The sequence below is a fragment of the Pseudomonas sp. NPDC087029 genome, from assembly GCF_044745345.1.
GTDB classification, from domain to species: Bacteria; Pseudomonadota; Gammaproteobacteria; order Pseudomonadales; family Pseudomonadaceae; genus Aquipseudomonas; species Aquipseudomonas faucium.
This window is the reverse complement of the sequence record NZ_JBIVAB010000004.1, coordinates 176,515-197,749: the sequence shown is the minus strand read 5'-3', so window position 1 is coordinate 197,749 and position 21,235 is coordinate 176,515. Positions and strand designations below refer to the sequence as shown.

The 21,235-nt window shown below is 64.0% G+C and carries 19 protein-coding genes; 13 read left to right on the top strand and 6 right to left on the bottom strand.

All coding sequences use genetic code 11. From position 1 onward, the window contains the following. Window positions 1-99: 99 nt before the first annotated feature. Window positions 100-1,032, bottom strand: coding sequence for a LysR substrate-binding domain-containing protein (locus tag ACIPG5_RS09195; protein ID WP_401374470.1), 933 nt, complete (start codon window positions 1,030-1,032; stop codon window positions 100-102). Window positions 1,033-1,214: 182 nt separating this feature from the next. Here ACIPG5_RS09195 and aspA point away from each other — a divergent pair, with 182 nt between their 5' ends. The 4 genes from aspA (at window position 1,215) to ACIPG5_RS09175 (ending at window position 6,109) form a co-directional block, all read left to right on the top strand. After that, window positions 1,215-2,639 (top strand): aspartate ammonia-lyase, encoded by a 1,425-nt coding sequence (gene aspA, locus ACIPG5_RS09190; RefSeq protein WP_176517937.1) that lies wholly within the window; start codon window positions 1,215-1,217, stop codon window positions 2,637-2,639. Window positions 2,640-2,795: 156 nt separating this feature from the next. After that, window positions 2,796-3,788, top strand: a complete 993-nt coding sequence (locus ACIPG5_RS09185; RefSeq protein WP_176517936.1) for an AraC family transcriptional regulator — start codon at window positions 2,796-2,798, stop codon at window positions 3,786-3,788. Between the two features lie 173 nt (window positions 3,789-3,961). Continuing rightward, window positions 3,962-5,005 (top strand): histone deacetylase family protein, encoded by a 1,044-nt coding sequence (locus ACIPG5_RS09180; protein ID WP_176517935.1) that lies wholly within the window; start codon window positions 3,962-3,964, stop codon window positions 5,003-5,005. After that, window positions 5,006-6,109, top strand: a complete 1,104-nt coding sequence (locus ACIPG5_RS09175; RefSeq protein WP_236237601.1) for a polyamine ABC transporter substrate-binding protein — start codon at window positions 5,006-5,008, stop codon at window positions 6,107-6,109. Window positions 6,110-6,259: 150 nt separating this feature from the next. Here the strand turns inward: ACIPG5_RS09175 and ACIPG5_RS09170 are convergent, their stop codons facing one another. Beyond that, entirely contained in the window at window positions 6,260-7,786 is a 1,527-nt protein-coding gene (locus ACIPG5_RS09170) for a PLP-dependent aminotransferase family protein (protein ID WP_401374466.1), read from the bottom strand. A 90-nt stretch (window positions 7,787-7,876) separates the two neighbouring features. Between ACIPG5_RS09170 and ACIPG5_RS09165 the strand changes: the two genes are divergently transcribed. Genes ACIPG5_RS09165 through ACIPG5_RS09155 form a run of 3 tightly spaced genes read left to right on the top strand, consistent with a single transcriptional unit; the run spans window position 7,877 to window position 9,643 of the window. Beyond that, window positions 7,877-8,506 (top strand): FMN-binding negative transcriptional regulator, encoded by a 630-nt coding sequence (locus ACIPG5_RS09165; RefSeq protein ID WP_401374464.1) that lies wholly within the window; start codon window positions 7,877-7,879, stop codon window positions 8,504-8,506. Window positions 8,507-8,518: 12 nt separating this feature from the next. Continuing rightward, window positions 8,519-8,965 (top strand): GNAT family N-acetyltransferase, encoded by a 447-nt coding sequence (locus ACIPG5_RS09160; protein WP_176511807.1) that lies wholly within the window; start codon window positions 8,519-8,521, stop codon window positions 8,963-8,965. 6 nt (window positions 8,966-8,971) lie between these two features. After that, entirely contained in the window at window positions 8,972-9,643 is a 672-nt protein-coding gene (locus tag ACIPG5_RS09155) for a GNAT family N-acetyltransferase (protein WP_236237852.1), read from the top strand. Window positions 9,644-9,827: 184 nt separating this feature from the next. Here ACIPG5_RS09155 and oadA read toward each other — a convergent pair whose 3' ends face one another. After that, complete coding sequence (gene oadA, locus ACIPG5_RS09150; RefSeq protein ID WP_401374460.1) at window positions 9,828-11,636, bottom strand: sodium-extruding oxaloacetate decarboxylase subunit alpha; 1,809 nt, start codon at window positions 11,634-11,636, stop codon at window positions 9,828-9,830. 11 nt (window positions 11,637-11,647) lie between these two features. Further along, a complete protein-coding gene (locus ACIPG5_RS09145; RefSeq protein WP_016394359.1) occupies window positions 11,648-13,063 on the bottom strand; it encodes an acetyl-CoA carboxylase biotin carboxylase subunit in 1,416 nt (471 codons plus the stop codon). A gap of 189 nt (window positions 13,064-13,252) precedes the next feature. On the opposite strand from ACIPG5_RS09145, the gene ACIPG5_RS09140 reads away from it, so the two are divergent. Beyond that, complete coding sequence (locus ACIPG5_RS09140; protein WP_176511804.1) at window positions 13,253-14,215, top strand: LysR family transcriptional regulator; 963 nt, start codon at window positions 13,253-13,255, stop codon at window positions 14,213-14,215. Here the strand turns inward: ACIPG5_RS09140 and ACIPG5_RS09135 are convergent. Continuing rightward, complete coding sequence (locus ACIPG5_RS09135; RefSeq protein WP_401374456.1) at window positions 14,157-14,375, bottom strand: PA3496 family putative envelope integrity protein; 219 nt, start codon at window positions 14,373-14,375, stop codon at window positions 14,157-14,159. The genes ACIPG5_RS09140 and ACIPG5_RS09135 overlap by 59 nt on opposite strands. 102 nt (window positions 14,376-14,477) lie before the next feature. Continuing rightward, a complete protein-coding gene (gene hexR / locus ACIPG5_RS09130; protein WP_176511802.1) occupies window positions 14,478-15,344 on the bottom strand; it encodes a transcriptional regulator HexR in 867 nt (288 codons plus the stop codon). Window positions 15,345-15,447: 103 nt separating this feature from the next. Here hexR and zwf point away from each other — a divergent pair, with 103 nt between their 5' ends. The 5 genes from zwf to ACIPG5_RS09105 all read left to right on the top strand — a co-directional run bounded on the left by zwf (window position 15,448) and on the right by ACIPG5_RS09105 (window position 21,141). Further along, on the top strand, window positions 15,448-16,890 hold the full coding sequence (gene zwf, locus ACIPG5_RS09125) for a glucose-6-phosphate dehydrogenase (RefSeq protein ID WP_401374453.1): 1,443 nt from the start codon (window positions 15,448-15,450) through the stop codon (window positions 16,888-16,890). 87 nt (window positions 16,891-16,977) lie between these two features. After that, window positions 16,978-17,295: a hypothetical protein gene (locus tag ACIPG5_RS09120; RefSeq protein WP_176511800.1), complete on the top strand. Its 318-nt coding sequence runs from the start codon at window positions 16,978-16,980 to the stop codon at window positions 17,293-17,295. Window positions 17,296-17,430: 135 nt separating this feature from the next. Then, complete coding sequence (uvrD, locus tag ACIPG5_RS09115) at window positions 17,431-19,614, top strand: DNA helicase II (RefSeq protein WP_401374450.1); 2,184 nt, start codon at window positions 17,431-17,433, stop codon at window positions 19,612-19,614. Window positions 19,615-19,764: 150 nt separating this feature from the next. After that, window positions 19,765-20,619: a Tim44 domain-containing protein gene (locus ACIPG5_RS09110; protein ID WP_176511798.1), complete on the top strand. Its 855-nt coding sequence runs from the start codon at window positions 19,765-19,767 to the stop codon at window positions 20,617-20,619. A 114-nt stretch (window positions 20,620-20,733) separates the two neighbouring features. Then, a complete protein-coding gene (locus ACIPG5_RS09105) occupies window positions 20,734-21,141 on the top strand; it encodes an SMI1/KNR4 family protein (protein ID WP_176511797.1) in 408 nt (135 codons plus the stop codon). The last annotated feature ends 94 nt before the right edge of the window (window positions 21,142-21,235 follow it).

Below are 21,235 nucleotides of genomic sequence, written 5' to 3'. Positions count from 1 at the left end.
CTTGTTTGCTGATCCGGACCGGAGCTGTCCGGTCGAAAGGCCGCGCAGTATAGCGTAACCAAGGCCGTTGCTGGCACCCCTGGCGACCAACTGTCGGCCTTATTTTTCGGGGCTTTGGCTGACTTTTGGGTCAACCGCGGCGCCCCCTTCGAGCTTGCGCCACAACAGCCTCACGTTGGCCTTGCGCACCAGGGCGCAGCGGTACAGGCGGATCTCCAGCGGCACGTGCCATTGGCTGCCGCCGCAGATGGCCAGCTCGCCCCGCTCCAGCTCGCCGCGCATCGAGAGCTGCGGCACCCAGGCAATGCCCATGCCTTCCAGCGCCATGCTCTTGAGGCTGTCGGCCATGGCCGTTTCATAGACAGTGGTGTAGCGCAGGCTGCGCTGGCGCAGCAGCAGGTTGACCGAGCGGCCGAGGAAGGCGCCGGCGCTGTAGGCCAGCAGCGGCACGCTGCTGTCGCCTTCGAGGTCGAACAGTGGCTTGCCATCGGCCCCCACCGCGCACACCGGCAGCATTTCGGTATTGCCCATGTGCAGCCAGGGGAAGATCTCGGCATCCATCTGCAGCGCGGCATCCGGGTCGTAGAACGCCAGCATCAAGTCGCAGCCACCTTCGCGCAAGGCATGCACCGCATCTCCGACGTTAGTCGCAACCAGGCGGGTGGCGATGTTCAGGCCATCGTTGCGCAATTGCGCAACCCAACGTGGGAAAAAGCCCGAAGCCAGGGAGTGCGCGGCGGCCACCTGGACCACCTCGCCCTGCCCGCCTTCAAGGTGATGAAGATGGCGCAGCACCTCGCCCAGCTGGTCGACCACGGTGCGCGCGGTGACCAGAAACAGCTGCCCGGCCTCGGTCAATTCAATCGGGGTGCGGGAACGATTCACCAGGGTCAGGCCAAGGGCTGCTTCGAGGCTGCGAATACGCCGGCTGAAGGCCGGCTGGGTGACGAAACGGCGCTCCGCCGCCTGGGAAAAACTGCGGGTCGCGGCGAGGGCGCTCAAGTCTTCCAGCCACTTGCTTTCAAGGTTCATGAAGCGAGTCTCCCGGCATGCACCAAAATGGAACACGCTCGATTGTCAATTGGCGTCACACGAAACACTATGCCGTTTGTGCATAGGTTAGCGTGCAACAGCATTGGCCGCAAAATCCCCTTCAGGCCTAGGATTGGCGCCATTCCGGCAGGTGCCGGGTCAAAATCGAGATGATATCCATCATGTCCTCCGCTGCATCGTTCCGCGTCGAAAAAGATCTGCTTGGTACCCTTGAAGTCCCTGCCGATGCCTACTACGGCATCCAGACCCTGCGCGCTGCCAACAACTTCCACCTCTCCGGTGTTCCGCTGTCGCACTACCCGAAACTGGTAGTCGGCCTGGCGATGGTCAAGCAGGCAGCTGCTGACGCCAACCGTGAGCTGGGGCACCTGAGCGATGCCAAGCACGCCGCGATCAGCGCAGCCTGCGCACGACTGATCAAGGGCGACTACCACGAGCAGTTCGTGGTGGACATGATCCAAGGCGGTGCTGGTACTTCCACCAACATGAACGCCAACGAAGTCATCGCCAACATCGCGCTGGAGGCCATGGGCCACCAGAAGGGTGAGTACCAGTACCTGCACCCGAACAACGATGTGAACATGGCCCAGTCGACCAACGACGCCTACCCGACCGCCATCCGCCTGGGCCTGCTGCTGGGCCACGACGCCCTGCTGGCCAGCCTCGACAGCCTGATCCAGGCCTTCGCTGCCAAGGGCAAGGAATTCGACCACGTACTGAAGATGGGCCGTACCCAGCTGCAGGACGCCGTGCCGATGACCCTGGGCCAGGAATTCCGCGCCTTCGCCACCACCATGACCGAAGACCTGCAGCGCCTGCGCTCGCTGGCTCCGGAACTGCTGACCGAAATCAACCTGGGCGGCACCGCCATCGGCACCGGCATCAACGCCGACCCGGGCTACCAGGCCCTGGCCGTACAGCGCCTGGCCACCATCAGCGGCCAGCCGCTGGTACCGGCTGCCGACCTGATCGAAGCCACCTCCGACATGGGCGCCTTCGTGCTGTTCTCCGGCATGCTCAAGCGCACTGCGGTCAAGCTGTCGAAGATCTGCAACGACTTGCGCCTGCTGTCCAGCGGCCCGCGCACCGGCATCAACGAGATCAACCTGCCGGCGCGTCAGCCAGGCAGCTCGATCATGCCAGGCAAGGTCAACCCGGTTATCCCGGAAGCGGTCAACCAGGTGGCCTTCGCCATCATGGGCAACGACCTGGCCCTGACCGTCGCCGCCGAAGGTGGCCAGCTGCAGCTGAACGTGATGGAACCGCTGATCGCCTACAAGATCTTCGACTCGATCCGCCTGCTGCAACGCGCCATGGACATGCTGCGCGAGCACTGCATCGTCGGCATCACCGCCAACGAACAGCGCTGCCGTGAACTGGTCGAGCACTCGATCGGCCTGGTCACCGCCCTGAACCCGTACATCGGCTACGAAAACGCCACCCGTATCGCCCGTGTAGCCCTGGAAACAGGCCGCGGCGTGCTGGAACTGGTGCGCGAAGAGAAGCTGCTGGATGAAGAGATGCTCAACGACATCCTGCGTCCGGAAAACATGATCGCTCCACGTCTGGTTCCGCTGAAGGCGTAACCCGGCCGCTGCAAACAGTCTCACCAGGTCGAGGGACTAGACACCTCTCAACCTTTCAAGGGCCCGAGCGCACGCTTCGGGCCCTTTTTTTCGTCTGCCGCAGCCCGGCACACAACTTGCTCCATAATGCCTCCCAGCCAAACGGGATTACCGAGCATGCTGCATAGCCACCTGACCACCCTGAATGCGGTTTCGCTGATCCTCAACCTGTTCCAGGAAGACGGTTGCGAGGCCACGGCGTTGCTCGCCGGCAGCGGCATAGGCCCGGCGGACCTGGGGCATGCCGATGCGCGCATCACCACCCAGCAGGAGCTGCAGGTGTGTGCCAATGCCGTGGCGCGGCGCGAGGACATCGGCCTGGAACTGGGCCGGCGCATGCATGTGTCGTGCTACGGCATGCTCGGTTACGCGCTGCTCTCCAGTGCCACTTTGGGTGACGCCCTGCGCCTGGCGCTGCAGTATCCGGCACTGCTGGGAACAGTCTTCCAGCTGCGCCTGATCGACGATGGCCAGCGGGTCTGGTTCAGCGCCAGCGACTACCACGACAGCCCGGCGCTGGCCGCTTTCAATGCCGAGTTCTGCCTGGTGTCGCTGAAAGTCATCTGCGACGACCTGCTCGGCCGCCCGCTGCCATTGCTCGGCGCCCGCTTCGAACATGCCCGGCCCGGCTACCACGCGCTCTATACCCGGGCATTCCACTGCCCGCTGAGCTTCGCCGACGAAGACAACGCCTTCGCCTTCGAGCGGCGCTGGCTCGACACCCCGTTGCCATTGGCCGACCCGATCACCCACAAGGCCATGAGCGAACGCTGCCGGCGGCTGAACCTGGAGTTCACCGGGCGCCAGGCGTGGCTGGGGCGAATCCGCCAGCTGTTGCTGCAGCAACTGGATGCGGCGCCGGGGCTCGAAGGCCTGGCGCGGCAGATGAACTGCTCCTCGCGCACCTTGCGCCGGCATTTGCAGGCGCTGGGCAGCAGTTACCAGCAGCTGCTCGATGAGCTGCGCTTCGAACGGGCCAAGCAGTTGCTGGCCGATGAGCAGATGCCGATCTACCGGATTGCCGAGACCTTGGGTTTCAGCGAAACCGCCAGTTTTCGGCATGCGTTCCAGCGTTGGAGTGGTGTAGCGCCCAGCCATTTTCGCGGCTGACCGTAGCCCTACAGAGAGCGCACCGGGCCTTGTGGGAGCCGGCCTGCCGGCGACAGGGCCGGCACAGGCCAGCGACCTTGGCCACATCGATCCCCTTTTGGCCGTTTGCGTCGTTCTCCCCCTGCGGGCCGCCCACGAGAATGGGCCCACGCCTGTACCCCCGGAGAACAACAATGCTGACAATCTATTCCGATGACCACCGCCTGCACCACGGCCGCTGCGAGCTGATCGACGGCAAGCTGATGCCTTGCTTCGAAATGCCTTCGCGCGCCGACCATGTGCTCGAGCAGGTGAAAAAGCGCAACCTCGGCGACGTTCAAGGCCCGACCGATTTCGGCCGCGCACCCATCCAGCGCATCCACAGCGCCGACTACCTCGACTTCTTCCAGGGCGCCTGGGGCCGCTGGGCTGCGCTGGGCCACGAAGGCGACCTGCTGCCCTTCACCTGGCCGGCACGCACCCTGCGCCAGGTCAAGCCGACCGGCCTGCACGGCGAGCTGGGCTACTACAGCTTCGACGCCGGCGCGCCGATCACCGCCGGCACCTGGCAAGCCGCCTACAGCGCCGCGCAAGTGGCGCTGACCGCCCAGGCCGCAATCCAGCAAGGCGCGCATTCGGCCTTCGCCCTTTGCCGCCCGCCAGGGCACCACGCCGCCGGCGAAGTCATGGGCGGCTACTGCTACCTGAACAACGCGGCCATCGCCGCCCAGGCGTTCCTCGACCAGGGCCGCGGCAAAGTGGCCATCCTCGATGTCGACTACCACCACGGCAACGGCACCCAGGACATCTTCTACGCGCGCAGCGACGTGTTCTTCGCCTCGATCCACGGCGACCCGCAGGCCGAATTCCCGTTCTTCCTCGGTTATGCCGACGAAACCGGCGAAGGCGCAGGTGCTGGTTGCAACATCAACTACCCGCTGCCCGCCGGCAGTGACTGGGCCGCCTGGAGCGCCGCCCTGGAAGACGCCTGCCAGCGTATCGCTGCCTACGACGCCGATGTGCTGGTGATTTCGCTGGGCGTGGACACCTTCAAGGACGACCCGATCTCCCAGTTCAAGCTGGACAGCCCGGACTACCTGGAAATGGGCAAGCGCATCGCACAACTCGGCAAGCCGACCTTGTTCGTGATGGAAGGTGGCTACGCTGTGGAAGAAATCGGTATCAACGCAGTCAACGTGCTGGAAGGTTTCCAGCGTGCCCAGCCAGGAGCCCGGTAAATGGTCCGACTCAAGCGTCTGCTCGCCCCGTTCATCGCTGCCACCCTGTTCACCGGCGCCTTCCAGGCCCAGGCCGAACAGCGCACCCTGCGGGTGTACAACTGGTTCGACTACATCACGCCGCAGACCTTGAGTGACTTCCAGAAAGACAGTGGGGTCAAGCTGGTCTACGACATCTTCGACACCAACGAGGCCCTGGAAGCCAAGCTGCTGACCGGCAACTCCGGCTATGACGTGGTGGTGCCGTCCAACGTGTTCCTCGCCAAGCAGATCGAGGCTGGGGTCTTCCAGCCGCTGGACCGCAGCAAGCTGCCGAACTGGCAGCACCTGGACCCGGCGCTGATGAAGCTGATCGAGGCCAACGACCCGGGCAACAAGTTCGCCGTGCCCTACATGTACGGCACCGTGCTGATCGGCTTCAACCCGGACAAGGTCAAGGCCGTGCTCGGCGCCAACGCGCCGGTGGACAGCTGGGACCTGATCTTCAAGGAAGAGAACATCGCCAAGCTCAAGCAATGCGGCGTGGCGCTGCTCGACTCGCCGTCGGAGATCCTGCCGCTGGCCTTGAAGTACCTGGGCCTGGACCCGAACAGCGACAAGCCGGACGACTACAAGAAGGCCGAAGCGCTGCTGCTGAAGATTCGCCCGCACGTCACCTACTTCCACTCCTCCAAGTACATGGCCGACATCGCCAACGGCGACATCTGCGTCGCCGTCGGCTATTCCGGCAGTTTCTCCCAGGCCGCCAACCGGGCACGGGATGCGAAGAATGGCGTGGTGGTGGACATGCGCCTGCCCAAGGAAGGCGCGCCGATCTGGTTCGACATGCTGGCGATTCCGAAGGGGGCAGCCAACCCGGAGGATGCGCACGCCTTCATCAACTACCTGCTGAGGCCGGAGGTGATTGCGCCGATCAGTGACTTTGTCGGGTACCCGAACCCGAACAAGGACGCGACCGACAAGGTCAGCCCGGCGATTCGCAACAACCCCAACCTGTATCCGACGGCCGAGGCGATGGCCAAGCTGTACACGCTCAAGCCCTTGTCGCGTGAGGCAGAGCGGGCGCGCACGCGGGCCTGGACCAAGATCAAGTCCGGGACCTGATACCTGCTGAAGGCTGCTCCATTACAGAGTCCTGCGAACCCTGTAGGAGCGGCCTTGTGTCGCGAAAGGGCTGCATGGCAGCCCCAGAAATACCAGCAGAACCGCAGATCTGGGGCCGCCTTGCGGCCCTTTCGCGACACAAGGCCGCTCCTACCGCCAGGCCTTGCGCAAACGCATCAACGCCTCGGCAATCTCCCCCTCCGGCACCGCCGCAAACCCCAGCACCAGCCCCGCACGCTTATCCACAGGCACCTCGCTGTCCTCCAGCCAGTAACCACTCAGCGGATTCACCTCCACCCCCACCGCGTCCGCTTTGGCCACCAGCTCCTGCTCGCGGGCAAAGTTATCCACATCCACCTTCACATGCAGCCCCGCCGCCACCTCCGGCATCCCCGCCAGCCCCGGCACATCCACAGGCCAACCGGCCTTGAGCACATTGCGCCGGCTCAACGCCGCCCGGCGCATGCGGCGGATATGCCGCTGGAAGTGCCCCTGGGCCATGAACTCGGCCATCACGCACTGGGTACCCACCTCGGAATGGCGCATCGCCAGCGCCCTGCCCTGGCTGAAGGCCTGCACCAGCCGCGCCGGCAGCACCAGGTAGCCAAGGCGCAGCGCCGGGAAAGCGATCTTGCCGAAGGTGCCCACGTACAGCACCCGCCCCTGGCGGTCCAGCGCCGCCAACGGGGCCAGCGGTGCGCCGCTGTAGCGGTACTCGCCGTCGTAGTCGTCCTCGATGATCCAGCCATCGCCGCGCTCGGCCCAGGCCAGCAGCGCCAGGCGCCGGGCCAGGCTCATGGTCACCCCGGTGGGGTACTGGTGAGCGGGCGTCACGTAAGCCAGCCGGCAGTCCTGCAACTGCTCCAGGCGCCGGCAATCCATGCCTTCCTCATCCACCGCGATGCCCGTCACCTTGCCACCGGCCACGGCGAAGGTATGCCCTGCCGCCCGATAGCCTGGGTTTTCCACAGCCACGGTGTCGCCCGGCTGCAGCAGCAACTGTGCACAAAGGCTGATGGCCTGCTGTGCGCCACTGGTGATCACAATTTGTTCAGCGGTGCACGAGAGCCCCCGGGAGCGGCGCAGGTAAGCGGCGATCAACTCACGCAGCGTCCACTCGCCGGCCGGGTCACCGTAGCCCAGCTGCGCAGGCTCGGGGTTTCGCCAGAAACCCGCTTGCAGCTTGGCCCAGACGTCGAACGGGAACAGGTCGAAGGCCGGGATGCCCACGCGAAAAGCGCGCGGCGCGCCGCTTCTTGGCAGCGGCAAGTGGTTACTTTTCAGACGCTCCAACGGCTCGCTGGACAGCGTGTTGCTGGATAAATCCTCAGTATTTTCCGCTGAAAATGTGGATAAACCTGTTGATAAACCCCGGGATAACCCTGTGGATAGTTGTGTGGATAGTTTTGCCTGGCGGCTCACATAAGTGCCATCCCCTACCCGGCTTTCGATGTAGCCCTCGGCATAAAGCTGGTCGTAGGCACGGACTACGCTATTGCGCGACAGCGCCAGGATGTTGGCCAGATCGCGGCTGGCCGGCAGCCGCGTGCCACTGCTCAGGCGCCCGTCCAGCACCCGCGCACGCAATGCCTGGTAGAGCTGCTGGCTCAAGCCCCGGCGGCGGTCGAGCACGATCCCGGCGGGGTCGAACGGAAGTACAAGAGGGCGCTCGCTCATGGCATTGGACCTATCAAAACAGCCTGAAATGGATCTTACACTGGGCCAATAGCCTGCCTAGGATGGAGCCATTGGACAAGGAACCTGCGCATGTACAACAGCAAACCTCACCAGGAACACGACCTGCAACGCTTGCACCAGCACATGCTCGACACCCGCTTGGCAGTGCTGGTCAGCCACGGCGAGCAGGGCTTGCTGGCCACCCACCTGCCGGTGCTGGTAGACACTGCCGAAGGCGAATTCGGCACCGTCTACGCCCACCTGGCGCGCGCCAATCGCCAGTGGCAGGACCTGGAGCGCGGTGCCGAGGCCTTGCTGGTGTTCCCGGGTGCCGATGCCTATGTCAGCCCCAGCTACTACCCCAGCAAAGCCGACAACCCCAAGGTGGTGCCGACCTGGAACTACCTGGCCGTGCATGCCTATGGCCCGGCCGAAGTGATCCACGAAGCCGCGCCGCTGATGAGCATCGTCACCCGGCTGACCGAGCGCCATGAGCAAGGCCGCGATAACCCGTGGCAAGTGGCCGACGCGCCCCGCGACTACCTCGACGGCATGCTCCGCGCCATCGTCGGTATCCGCCTGCCCATCGCCCGCCTGCAAGGCGCGCGCAAGCTCAGCCAGAACCGCTCCGCGCAAGACATCGCCGGCGTGCGCGAAGGCCTGGCCAGCAGCCCCGATTACCTCGACAACCAACTCGCGGCGCAGATGCGCCAGCTCTGAAGGAAAAGCCCCATGCCCAGCGTTACCCTGCGCCCTGTCGGCGCCAACGACCATGCTGCCTGGCTCGCCCTGTGGCAGGCCTATCTGCGCTTCTACCAAACCGAGCTGCCCGAGGCGGTCAGCGCCAGCACCTGGCAGCGCCTGCTCGACCCCAGCGAGCCGACCCATTCGGCTCTGGCCTGGGTCGATGGCAAGGCGGTGGGCATGGTCAACTGGATCTACCACCGCTCCAACTGGAGCATCGAGAACTCGTGCTACCTGCAGGACCTGTACGTCGACGGCAACCAGCGTGGCCTGGGCATCGGCCGCCAGCTGATCGAGCACGTCTACGCCACCGCCAAGGCGGCCGGCTGCATCAAGGTGCATTGGCTGACCCACGAAACCAACGCCACCGCCATCAGCCTGTATGAACAGGTTGCCGAGCGGCCAGGCTTCATTCAATTTCGCAAAGGGCTGTAGGCCAACATGACTGACGCACTGAACTGGAAACCCGCTGCAGCGCCCAAGGCTGCGACCATCGAAGGCCGCTTCATACGCCTGGAGAAACTCGACCCGGCCCGCCACGCCGACGATTTGTGGCAGGCCTTGCAAGGCCCGCAAGCCGATCCGCTGCTGTGGGACTACCTGCCCTACGGCCCCTTCGCCGAGCGCGCCGCCTTCGACCGCTGGCTCGAAGGCAACGCCGCCGGCCACGATCCGCTGTACTACACCGTGCTCGACCGCGCCAGCGGCCAGGCCCAGGGGGTGCTCACGCTGATGTCGATCGTGCCCGACCACGGCCGCATCGAGATCGGCCACATCGCCTTCGGCGCCCCCATGCAGCGCACGCCAAAGAGCACCGAGGCCGTGTACCTGCTGGGCAAGTTGAGTTTCGAGCTGGGCAACCGCCGCCTGGAATGGAAGTGCAACAACGCCAATGCCCGCTCCAAGCGCGCGGCAGAGCGGTTTGGCTTCCAGTTCGAAGGGGTGTTTCGCAAGCACCTGGTGGTCAAGGACCACAACCGGGATACGGCGTGGTATTCGATTACCGATGATGAGTGGCCGCAGGTGGCAGCGGGGTTCGAGCGCTGGTTGAGCGAGCAGAACCAGCAGCCTGAGGGGCAGGTGCGGACGTTGGAGCAGTGTCGCAAGGGCTGAGTATTGCGTTGGTTTTACCGGCCCTATCGCCGGCAAGCCGGCTCCCACAGGTACATCACAGGCCTCGAGGCTGGTGGGGTATCTGTGGGAGCCGGCTTGCCGGCGATAGGGCCAGTAAATGCAGCACAAAAAAAGGGGAGCATCCGCTCCCCAGAGGTTAACCGCTTGTAGATGAAGGCTTCTGTCAGCCTTCGATCTCGATCAGGATTTCACCCGGCGTCACACGGTCGCCCTTGGCCACATGGATGGCCACGACCTTACCGGCGATGGCCGCCTGCACTTCGGTTTCCATCTTCATCGCCTCGGTGATCAGCACCGCCTGGCCGGCCTTGACCACATCGCCTTCCTTGACCAGCACATCGACGATGTTGCCCGGCATGGTGGTGCTGACGTGGCCCGGTGCGCTGGCCTGCTTGCGCTTGCTGCTGCCGCCGCCGACGAACTCGTTGAGCGGCTCGAACACCACCTCTTCCGGCATGCCGTCGATCGACAGGTAGAAGTGGCGCTTGCCTTCGGCCTTCACGCCCACGCCGGTGATGTCGACGCGGTAGGTCTCGCCATGCACGTCGATGACGAACTCGGTCGGCACGCCTTCGCCACCATGGGCCACCGCAGCGCCTGCTTCCGGGATCGGCAGCAGCGCTTCAGGGGTCAGGGTGCCGGCTTCGCGCTCTTCGAGGAACTTGCGCCCGATGTCCGGGAACATGGCGAAGGTCAGCACGTCTTCCTCGCTGCGGGCCAGGGCGCCGATGTCGGCACGCAGCTTGGCCATTTCCGGCTTGAGCAGGTCGGCCGGGCGCACGTCGATCACTTCTTCGCTGCCGATCGCCTGGCGCCGCAGCTGCTCGTTGACCACACCCGGGGCCTTGCCGTAACCGCCTTGCAGGTACAGCTTCACCTCGTTGGTGATGGTTTTGTAGCGCTCGCCGGCGAGCACGTTGAAGAACGCCTGGGTACCGACGATCTGCGAGGTCGGGGTCACCAGCGGCGGGAAGCCGAGGTCTTCGCGAACCCGTGGGATCTCGGCCAGCACTTCGTTCATGCGGTTGAGTGCGCCCTGCTCCTTGAGCTGGTTGGCCAGGTTGGAAATCATGCCGCCTGGCACCTGGTTGACCTGCACGCGGGTGTCCACGGAGGTGAATTCGCTTTCGAACTGGTGGTACTTCTTGCGCACGGCGTAGAAGTACAGGCCGATTTCCTGCAGCAGCTCCAGGTCCAGGCCGGTGTCGAACTCGCTGCCCTTCAGCGCGGCGACCATCGACTCGGTGCCCGGGTGGCTGGTGCCCCAGGCGAAGCTGGAGATGGCGGTGTCGATGTGCTCGGCGCCGTTTTCCACCGCCTTGAGCTGGCACATGGCAGCCAGGCCGGCGGTGTCGTGGGAGTGGATGAACACCGGCAGCGACTGCTCGGCCTTCAGCGCCTTGACCAGCTCGCCGGTGGCATACGGGGTCAGCAGGCCGGCCATGTCCTTGATCGCCACCGAATCGCAACCCATGGCTTCCATCTGCTTGGCCTGGTTCACGAAGGCCTCGATGGTGTGCACCGGGCTGGTGGTGTAGGCGATGGTGCCCTGGGCATGCTTGCCGGCCGCCTTGACCGCCTCGATGGCCACGCGCAGGTTACGCACGTCGTTCATCGCGTCGAAGATGCGGAACACGTCGATGCCGTTGACCGCAGCCTTGGCCACGAACGCCTTGACCACGTCATCGCTGTAGTGGCGGTAGCCCAAAAGGTTCTGGCCGCGCAGGAGCATCTGCAAGCGGGTGTTGGGCAGGGCATTGCGCAGTTTGCGCAGGCGCTCCCACGGGTCTTCCTTAAGGAAGCGCACGCAGGCGTCGAAGGTGGCGCCGCCCCAGACTTCCAGCGACCAGTAGCCGACCTTGTCGAGCTTGTCGCAGATCGGCAGCATGTCTTCGGTACGCATGCGGGTGGCCAGCAGGGACTGGTGGGCGTCGCGCAGGATCGTGTCGGTTACGTGAATTTTCTTGGACATTATGGGGTTCCTCACAGGCCTGCGTGGGCGGCGATGGCGGCGGCGATGGCCAGGGCCAGCTCTTCGGGTTTGCGCTTGATCGAGTAGTTGGTCAGTTCAGGGTGGCTTTCGACGAAGCTGGTATTGAACTGGCCGCTACGGAATTCCGGATTGCGCAGGATTTCCTGGTAGTACGCGGCGGTGGTCTTCACCCCTTGCACGCGCATGTCGTCCAGGGCCCGCAGGCCGCGGTCCATGGCTTCTTCCCAGGTCAACGCCCACACCACCAGTTTCAGGCACATGGAGTCGTAGAACGGTGGAATGGTGTAGCCGGTGTAGATCGCGGTGTCGGTTCGCACGCCCGGCCCGCCGGGGGCGTAGTAACGGGTGATCTTGCCGAAGCTTGGCAGGAAGTTGTTCTTCGGGTCTTCGGCGTTGATACGGAACTGCAGCGCGTAGCCGCGGTGCTGGATATCTTCCTGCTTGACCGACAGCGGCAGGCCCGAGGCGATGCGGATCTGCTCGCGGACGATGTCGATACCGGTGATTTCCTCGGTGATGGTGTGTTCCACCTGCACCCGGGTGTTCATCTCCATGAAGTACACCTCGCCATCGGCGAGCAGAAACTCCACGGTACCGGCGTTCTCGTAGTTCACCGCCTTGGCCGCACGCACCGCCAGGTCGCCGATGTAGGCGCGCTGTTCGGGGGTGAGCTGCGGGCTCGGGGCGATTTCGATGAGCTTCTGGTTGCGGCGCTGGATCGAGCAGTCGCGCTCGAACAGGTGCACCACGTTGCCGAAGCTGTCACCAAGGATCTGCGCTTCGATGTGCTTGGGGTTGACGATGCACTTTTCCAGGAACACTTCGGCCGAGCCGAAGGCCTTGGTGGCCTCGGAAATCACCCGTGGGAAGTTCTGTTCCAGTTCTTCGCGGCTGTTGCAGCGGCGGATGCCGCGCCCGCCACCGCCGGAGGTGGCCTTGAGCATCACCGGGTAACCGATGCGCTCGCCTTCGCTCAGGGCTTCGTGGATGTCGGCAACGTTGCCTTCGGTGCCTGGGGTCACCGGCACACCGGCCTGGATCATGGTGCGACGCGCTTCGGTCTTGTCGCCCATGCGGCGAATGACGTCGGCGGCCGGGCCGATGAACTTGATCCCGCGCTCGGCGCAGATCTCTGCCAACTCGGCATTTTCCGACAGGAAACCGTAACCCGGGTGCAGGGCATCACAGCCGGTTTCCACAGCAAGGTTGACCAGCTTGCGCGGGTTCAGGTAACCGGCCAGTGGCTCGGCACCAATGCTGTAGGCCTCGTCGGCGCGCTTGACGTGCAAGGCGTGACGGTCGGCGTCGGAATAGATCGCGACAGAGCGAATGCCCATCTCGGCGCAGGCACGCACGATCCGAACTGCGATTTCACCCCGGTTGGCGATCAGGATTTTTTTTATCACTGGAGTCTTCCCAAAGCCGTAGGAACAGACGATCCGGTTTTACCGGTCGGCGCGTGACCAATCGTCGTTGGCCAGTCGCACATTCACCCTAGCGCTGCGGGTCGATAAACAAAAATCAATATTTGTTAGGGGCAGTATTAGCAAAGCCTTATAGTTCGGTAACAAGGTTTTGCCAAAGCCGGGGTAGAAATGCGTAAGTCCTTGATGCGTATGACTTTGCGTCAATTGCAGATCTTTAACGAAGTGTGTGATTTACGCTCCTACAGCCGCGCTGCGGAGGAGATGGCGCTGACGCAACCCGCCGTTAGTCTACAGATCCGTCAGCTCGAGGAGCTGGTTGGCCAGCCGTTGTTCGAGTACGTCGGCAAGAAACTTTACCTGACCGAAGCGGCCGAGGCGCTGCAGCGGGCCAGCCGCGACATCTTCGGGCGCCTGGAAAGCCTCGACATGCAACTGTCGGACATGCAGGGCTCACTGCAGGGTCAACTGAAGCTGGCCATCGAATCCAGCGCCAAGTACTTCGTGCCACACCTGTTCGCCGCCTTCAAGCAACGCCACCCGGAGGTCAACCTGACCCTCACCGTGGTCAACCGCGCCCAGGCGATCCGGCGCCTCTCCGACAACCGTGACGACCTGATCATCATGTCCATGGTGCCCCAGGACATGGGGCTGGAGTTTCTGCCCTTCCTCAACAACCCGATCGTCGCCGTGGCGCCGCCCGACCACCCGCTGAGCAAGCTCGAACAGCTGCGCCTGCAAGACCTGGAGCCTCATACCCTGCTGGTCCGTGAACAGGGCTCGGGCACCCGCAAGGCCTGCGAGGAGTACTTCAAGGACAAGCGCGTGCACTTTACCCAAACCCTGGAAGTGGCCTCGGCCGATGCCCAGCGTGAATGCGTGATCGCCGGCCTTGGCATCGCCCTGCTGACGCGCCATGCGGTGAACATGGAGCTGGCCGTGGGCGTGCTCAAGGAGTTGCCGGTGGAGGAACTGCCGCTGTACCGAAGCTGGTGCGTGGTGCAGTCAAAAGCCAAGCGGCAGTCGCCGGTGGCCTTGGCTTTTCTGGCGTTCATCCGCAGCGAACGTGCGCTGATCAGCGCGCTTGTTGAACGTTTTTCGGGGAAGCTGCCGCCGACGCCTGCCACACCGTGAGCTCGTGCAGCTCGGGGTAATCGGCGAGTTCGCGCAGCAGCTGGCGTTGGTCGCAATAGCTTTCGATCGCGCGGCGGTACTCCATGCGACGCTGATCTTTTTCCTGCTGCTTGCGGGATTTGGCGCTGGGAAGGTAAGAGCCATCGAAGTCACGAGCCATTTTCTGTCTCCCTGATCGAGTGCGGGGAGTTTCAGACTGGCTCGGGCGCTTTACCGTTTGGCTGTGGAACAGTGACAAAACCGTGAAATTTCACGGCCGGGTTCAGTCATCCATGGCCTTGATCGACTTCGGCGACAGGCGCAGGCTGCGCAAGCTGCGCTTCACGCTCTTGAGGTGGTTGACCAGGCTCGGCCCGCGCGCCATGGCCACGCCCATGGCCAGCACGTCGATCACCACCAGGTGGGCGATACGCGAGGTCAGCGGGGTGTAGATTTCGGTGTCTTCGTGCACGTCGATGGCCAGGTTGACGGTCGACAGCTCCGCCAGCGGCGTCTGGCTCGGGCACAGGGTGATCAGGTTGGCACCGCTCTCGCGCACCAGGTTGGCGGTGATCAGCAGGTCCTTGGAGCGCCCCGACTGGGAAATGCACACGGCCACATCGCCCGGCTTGAGCGTCACCGCCGACATCGCCTGCATGTGCGGGTCGGAATAGGCGGCAGCGTTGAGCAGCAGGCGGAAGAACTTATGCTGGGCATCGGCGGCCACCGCACCCGATGCGCCAAAGCCGTAGAACTCCACGCGCTGCGCCTGGGCCATGGCGCTCACCGCCTGCTGCAACGCCTGCGGATCGAGCTGCTCGCGCACTTCCATCAGGGTGTGCAGGGTGGTGTCGAAGATCTTCAGGCTGTAGTCGGCGACCGAGTCGTCTTCGTGAATGGCGAACTGGCCGAAACTGGCGCCCGCCGCCAGGCTTTGCGCCAGCTTGAGCTTGAGGTCCTGGAAGCCCGAACAACCGATCGCCCGGCAAAAGCGCACGATGGTCGGCTCGCTGATGCCCACGCTGTGCGCCAGGTCGGCCATGGAGCTGTGCATGACGGCAGCCGGGTCGAGCAGCACATGGTCCGCGACTTTGAGTTCCGATTTGCGCAGCAGGTGGCGCGATTGGGCGATATGTTGCAACAGATTCACGGGCTGGACTCGGTTATGATCGGCTGGCCGGGATGTAGCTTTCTTGTAGTTATACTACATGGACGCCAACCCGCCCAGTTAAACGAACGTGGAGAGTGGTGGTTTGACTATTCCTTGCGACATTCTGGTGTTCGGTGGCACCGGCGACCTGGCCCTGCACAAGCTGCTGCCGGCGCTCTATCACCTGTATCGCGAGGGGCGTCTGAACATTGCCGTGCGCATCATCGCCCTGGCCCGGCGCAACTTGTCGCGCGATGAGTACCTGCTGCTCGCCGAGCGCCATTGCCGGGCGCAGATTGCCCGCCACGACTTCGAAGAAGAAGTGTGGCGGCGCTTTTCCGCACGCCTGGACTACTTCCCCATGGACGCCTCCCAGAGCGCCGACTTCGGCCGCCTGGCGCGCTACCTCGGCGAGCCCGGCGGGCTCACCCGCATCTATTACCTGGCCACCGCGCCCAACCTGTTCGTGCCGATTGCCCGGCACCTGCGCATTGCCGGGCTGGCCGACAGCGAAGCGCGCATCGTGCTGGAAAAACCGATTGGCCATTCGCTGGAATCGGCCATTGCCATCAACGAAGCGATCGGCAGCGTGTTCGAAGAGCGCCAGGTGTTTCGCATCGACCACTACCTGGGCAAGGAAACCGTGCAGAACCTCATGGCCCTGCGCTTCGCCAATGCCCTGCTGGAACCTGTGTGGCGCAATGGCCAGGTCGACCATGTGCAGATCAGCGTGTGCGAGACCCTGGGCGTGGAAAACCGCGGCGGCTATTACGACCGCGCCGGCGCGACCCGCGACATGCTGCAAAACCACTTGTTGCAGCTGTTGTGCCTGGTGGCCATGGAGCCGCCTGCGCAGTTCGAAGCCGAGGCCGTGCGTGACGAGAAGGTGAAGATCCTGCGCGCGCTCAAGCCGATCAACGGCCAGGACGTGCAGGACAAGACCGTGCGCGGTCAGTACGGCGCCGGCCACATCGGCGGCCAGGAAGTGCCGGCCTACTACTTCGAAAAGGACGTGGACAATGACAGCGACACCGAAACCTTCGTCGCCGTGCAGGCGCATGTCGACAACTGGCGCTGGGCCGGCGTGCCTTTCTACCTGCGCACCGGCAAGCGCATGACGCGGCGCTCGTCGCAGATCGTCATACAATTCAAGCCCGTGCCCCATGAGCTGTTCAGCGGCGGCCAGGTCAACCAGCTGCTGATCCAGCTGCAGCCGGACGAGCGCATCAGCCTGCGCATGATGACCAAGAGCCCCGGCAAGGGCATGCGCCTGGAGCCGGTGGACCTGGACCTCAACCTGGCCCAGGTGTTCGGCCAGACACGCCGCTGGGAAGCCTACGAGCGCCTGTTGCTGGATGTGCTGGAAGGCGACTCGACGCTGTTCATGCGCCGCGACGAAGTGGAGGCCGCCTGGGCCTGGATCGACGCCATCCTCAAAGGCTGGGACGAGCACTTCCAGCCGCCCCGCCACTATGCCGCCGGCAGCAACGGGCCCGATCAGGCCAACAGCCTGCTGGCCGGCCATGGCAGGCATTGGCATAGCTGAAGTCCTGCCCGATCCCACTGTTGCGTTGCAGTGGCGAAAGTAGCGCGGCGCCGATTGGCGCTACTTTCAACTGCAAAGGCATTGATCATGAGCAAAATCGAAAACCTTGTCGCCTACAACAGCGAAGTGCCGGGCCAGCCAGTGTGCTTCGTCGTTCAGGGAAGCGTGACCGTCCATAACTCAGGTGTCGAACCCGTGCTGGCGGAACCCAAGATCCGCCACAAAGGCGGCTGGGAAGTGCTGCAGCTGACGCTGGTGGAAAGCGAACAGGCGTCGCTGCAGGTTCTGACCGAGAAACCGGTATTTTTCACGCGCGAAGGCGCTTCTTCGTGGAAAAGGCTGGAAATCATTTCAGCCGAAGGGTCGCAGATGGTTGAGATCGGGCACCGCGTAGCCGTCGACTGAAGTGGCCCATGCCAGATCGCCATCCGTCGATCTGGCATGGCACGCCGCGACAAACCGATGAGCGACAGCAGCTGAAGGTGAATATTTATACAGTAGGTGTTTGCCCCTTAACCGGCCTCCCCCTAGAATGGCCGGATGCACACAGATGACCTCTCCCTCCTGCTCAATTCCCTCAACGATGCCCAGCGCCAGGCCGTCGCGGCCACGCTCGGGCGTCAGCTGGTGCTCGCGGGCGCCGGTTCCGGTAAAACCCGCGTGCTGGTGCACCGCATCGCCTGGCTGATCCAGGTCGAGCAGGCCTCGCCGCACTCGATCCTGTCGGTGACCTTCACCAACAAGGCTGCCGCCGAGATGCGCCAGCGGATCGAGCAATTGCTGGGCATAAACCCGGCGGGCATGTGGGTCGGCACCTTCCACGGCCTGGCGCACCGCCTGTTGCGCGCGCACTGGCAGGAAGCGCGCCTGGTGCAGAACTTCCAGATCCTCGACAGCGACGACCAGCAGCGCCTGGTCAAGCGCGTCATGCGCGAACTCGGCCTGGACGAGCAGAAATGGCCGGCGCGCCAGGCCCAGTGGTTCATCAACGGGCAAAAGGACGAGGGCCTGCGCCCGCAACATATCCAGGCCAGCGGCGACCTGTTCATGCAGACCATGCGCGATGTCTACAGCGCCTACGAGCAGGCCTGCGAGCGCGCCGGCGTCATCGATTTCTCCGAATTGCTGCTGCGTGCCCTGGACCTCTGGCGCGACCACCCCGACCTGCTCAAGCACTACCAGCGGCGCTTCCGCCATGTGCTGGTGGACGAATTCCAGGACACCAACGCCGTGCAGTACGCCTGGCTGCGCCTGCTCGCGGGCGGTGGCGACAGCCTGATGGCGGTGGGCGACGACGACCAGTCGATCTACGGCTGGCGCGGGGCGAAGATCGAGAACATCCACCAGTACACCGCCGACTTCCCCGACGCCGAGCTGATCCGCCTGGAGCAGAACTACCGCTCCACCGGCGGCATCCTCAAGGCCGCCAACGCCTTGATCGCCAACAACAGCGGGCGCCTGGGCAAGGAACTGTGGACCGACCTGGGCGAAGGCGAGCCGCTGACCCTGTACGCGGCCTACAACGAGCACGACGAAGCCCGTTATGTAGTGGAAACCATCGAGAGCCTGATCAAGGGCGGCAGCTCGCGCAGCGATATCGCCATCCTCTATCGCTCCAACGCCCAGTCGCGGGTGCTGGAGGAGGCCCTGCTGCGCGAACGCATTCCCTACCGCATCTATGGCGGCCAGCGCTTCTTCGAACGTGCCGAAATCAAGAACGCCATGGCCTACCTGCGCCTGCTCGAAGGCCGCGGCAACGACGCGGCGCTGGAGCGGGTGATCAACGTGCCGCCGCGCGGCATCGGCGAGAAGACCGTCGAAGCCATCCGTGAGCATGCCCGCCACAGCCAGCTGTCGATGTGGCAAGCGATGTGCCAGCTGATTGCCGCCAAGGCCCTCAAGGGCCGTGCGGCCAGCGCCCTGGGCGCCTTCATCGAACTGATCGAGAACCTGGCCGGCAAGGTCGCGGACATGCCCTTGCACACCATGACCCAAACGGTCATCGAGCAGTCCGGGCTGATCATCTATCACCAGGAAGAAAAAGGCGAAAAGGGCCAGGCTCGGGTAGAAAACCTTGAGGAACTGGTCAGCGCCGCGCGCAACTTCGAAGCCGGCGAAGACGACGCCGACCTTTCGCCGCTGTCGGCCTTCCTCGGCCACGCCTCGCTGGAAGCTGGCGAAGCTCAGGCCGACGAGCATGAAGACAGCATCCAGCTGATGACCCTGCACAGTGCCAAGGGCCTGGAATTCCCCTACGTGTTCCTGGTGGGCATGGAAGAAGGCCTGTTCCCGCACAAGATGAGCCTGGAAGAGCCCGGCCGCCTCGAAGAGGAACGCCGCCTGGCCTACGTGGGCATTACCCGCGCCATGCGCCAGCTGATCATGACCTACGCCGAAACGCGCCGGCTTTATGGCAGCGAGACGTACAACAAGGTGTCGCGGTTCGTCAGGGAAATCCCGGCGGGGCTGGTTCAGGAAGTACGCTTGTCCAACAGTGTCAGCCGCCCGTTCGGTGGCTCGCAAAGCAGCACCAGCAGCCTGTTCGCCAATGCCAGCATTCCGCAGACGGCCTTCAGCCTCGGCCAGCGCGTGCAACATTCGGTCTTTGGTGAAGGCACCATCCTCAACTTCGAGGGGTCTGGCGCCCAGGCACGGGTGCAGGTGAACTTTGCCGAAGGCAGCAAGTGGCTGATGCTGGGGTACGCCAAGCTCGAGGCCCTCTGAGGCTGTCGATGTAGCCGGCTCCCGCAGGCGCCGGCTCGGCCTGGTTTGTAACATTCAGGCAAAAGCTCGAAACATTATGTCGCTGGTCATGTGCCAGGGAACCTGTGCACCATGACGCGCGTGCAATCCACAACAGGGGATATCCCATTTATGCAACGTTTTCTTAGCATCGCACTGGCGCTCTGCGTCGGCCTGACGCTGAGCCTGGACGCCAACGCCAAGCGCTTCGGCGGCGGCAAGAGCTCGGGCTCCGCGCCTATCCACCAGACTCGCCAGGCCACGCCAACCACGCCTGCCGCCGCGCCGACCGCTCCGGGCCGTGCTCCGGCCGCCGCCAGCGGTGCTTCGCGCTGGCTGGGCCCACTGGCCGGCCTCGCCGCCGGTGGCCTGCTGGCGTCCATGTTCATGGGTGACGGTTTCGAGGGCTTCCAGATCATGGACTTCCTGATCGTCGCGCTGATCGCCTTCCTGGTGTTCCGCTTCATTGCCGCGCGCCGTCGCCAGCAGCAGCCGCAAATGGCCGCACCGGGCCACGCGCCATTCCAGCGTGAAGCTCACGCCCAGCCTGCCCAGCCGTCGATCTTCGGGGGTTCGGCCGCACCTGCCGCGTCTGCCGCTCCGGTCATCAATGCCCCGGCATGGTTCAACGAGCAGAACTTCCTGGCCGCTGCGCGTAACCACTTCCAGTCGCTGCAGCAGCACTGGGATGCCAACGAGATGGACAAGATCGCCGAGTTCGTCACCCCGCAAATGCTCGAGTTCCTCAAGCGTGAGCGCGCCGACCTGGGTGATGGCTTCCAGGCCACCTACATCGACAACCTCGATGTGCAACTGGACGGCCTGGACGATCGCTCCGACCGTACCGACGCCACCCTGACCTTCCGTGGCGTGTCGAAGACCTCGCGCTTCGACCAGGGCGAAGCCTTCAGCGAAAGCTGGCACATGGTTCGCGCCCAGGGCGAGAACCAGCCTTGGCTGGTCGCCGGTATCCGCCAAAACGGCTAACCGTCGCACGCTGCACAAAAAACCCCGGGCCTGTCCCGGGGTTTTTGCTTTTGCCAGAGCGGCCTACTAGGGTATAACGCGCAGCGTTGTCATCAAGGTTAGAGGATGTGAACCGTGGAAGAAGTGATCGAACAACTCCGTGAAGCCAATGAACCCGTGCCGGTGCCGCTGGAGCTTCCCGACGAAGACCAACTGGTCGAGATCGAGGAGCAACTGTTCATCAACATCCCGTTCGTGTTCAAGGAGTTCCTGCTAACCGTCAGCGATGTGGTGTATGGCTCGCTGGAGCCGGTGACCGCCACCGACCCGCAATCGCACACCTACCTGCCCGACGTCGCGGCCAATGCCTGGGACGCGGGTGTTCCACGTGACCTGATCCCGCTGTGCCAGGATGGCGACAACTACTACTGCGTCGAGGAAGACGGCACCGTGGTGCTGTGGGATGGCGACGAGGAAGCAGTGGGCGAAGACAGCTGGGAATCGGTGTGGCACTGGGCGCGCGACGTCTGGCTGGAAAGCTGATCGAGAAGCAACCGCACAAAATGATGGCTACGAGCCACCAAGGCTCGTAAAATCGCCAGGCCTTCTGCGCCTGGCGACATCGCTACCGCCTGAT

Coding starts and splice junctions, on each gene's coding strand:
- ACIPG5_RS09195 (WP_401374470.1), bottom strand. CDS start 1,032: ATGAACCTTGAAAGCAAGTGGCTGGAAGACTTGAGCGCCCTCGCCGCG.
- aspA (WP_176517937.1), top strand. CDS start 1,215: ATGTCCTCCGCTGCATCGTTCCGCGTCGAAAAAGATCTGCTTGGTACC.
- ACIPG5_RS09185 (WP_176517936.1), top strand. CDS start 2,796: ATGCTGCATAGCCACCTGACCACCCTGAATGCGGTTTCGCTGATCCTC.
- ACIPG5_RS09180 (WP_176517935.1), top strand. CDS start 3,962: ATGCTGACAATCTATTCCGATGACCACCGCCTGCACCACGGCCGCTGC.
- ACIPG5_RS09175 (WP_236237601.1), top strand. CDS start 5,006: ATGGTCCGACTCAAGCGTCTGCTCGCCCCGTTCATCGCTGCCACCCTG.
- ACIPG5_RS09170 (WP_401374466.1), bottom strand. CDS start 7,786: ATGAGCGAGCGCCCTCTTGTACTTCCGTTCGACCCCGCCGGGATCGTG.
- ACIPG5_RS09165 (WP_401374464.1), top strand. CDS start 7,877: ATGTACAACAGCAAACCTCACCAGGAACACGACCTGCAACGCTTGCAC.
- ACIPG5_RS09160 (WP_176511807.1), top strand. CDS start 8,519: ATGCCCAGCGTTACCCTGCGCCCTGTCGGCGCCAACGACCATGCTGCC.
- ACIPG5_RS09155 (WP_236237852.1), top strand. CDS start 8,972: ATGACTGACGCACTGAACTGGAAACCCGCTGCAGCGCCCAAGGCTGCG.
- oadA (WP_401374460.1), bottom strand. CDS start 11,636: ATGTCCAAGAAAATTCACGTAACCGACACGATCCTGCGCGACGCCCAC.
- ACIPG5_RS09140 (WP_176511804.1), top strand. CDS start 13,253: ATGCGTAAGTCCTTGATGCGTATGACTTTGCGTCAATTGCAGATCTTT.
- ACIPG5_RS09135 (WP_401374456.1), bottom strand. CDS start 14,375: ATGGCTCGTGACTTCGATGGCTCTTACCTTCCCAGCGCCAAATCCCGC.
- ACIPG5_RS09120 (WP_176511800.1), top strand. CDS start 16,978: ATGAGCAAAATCGAAAACCTTGTCGCCTACAACAGCGAAGTGCCGGGC.
- uvrD (WP_401374450.1), top strand. CDS start 17,431: ATGCACACAGATGACCTCTCCCTCCTGCTCAATTCCCTCAACGATGCC.
- ACIPG5_RS09110 (WP_176511798.1), top strand. CDS start 19,765: ATGCAACGTTTTCTTAGCATCGCACTGGCGCTCTGCGTCGGCCTGACG.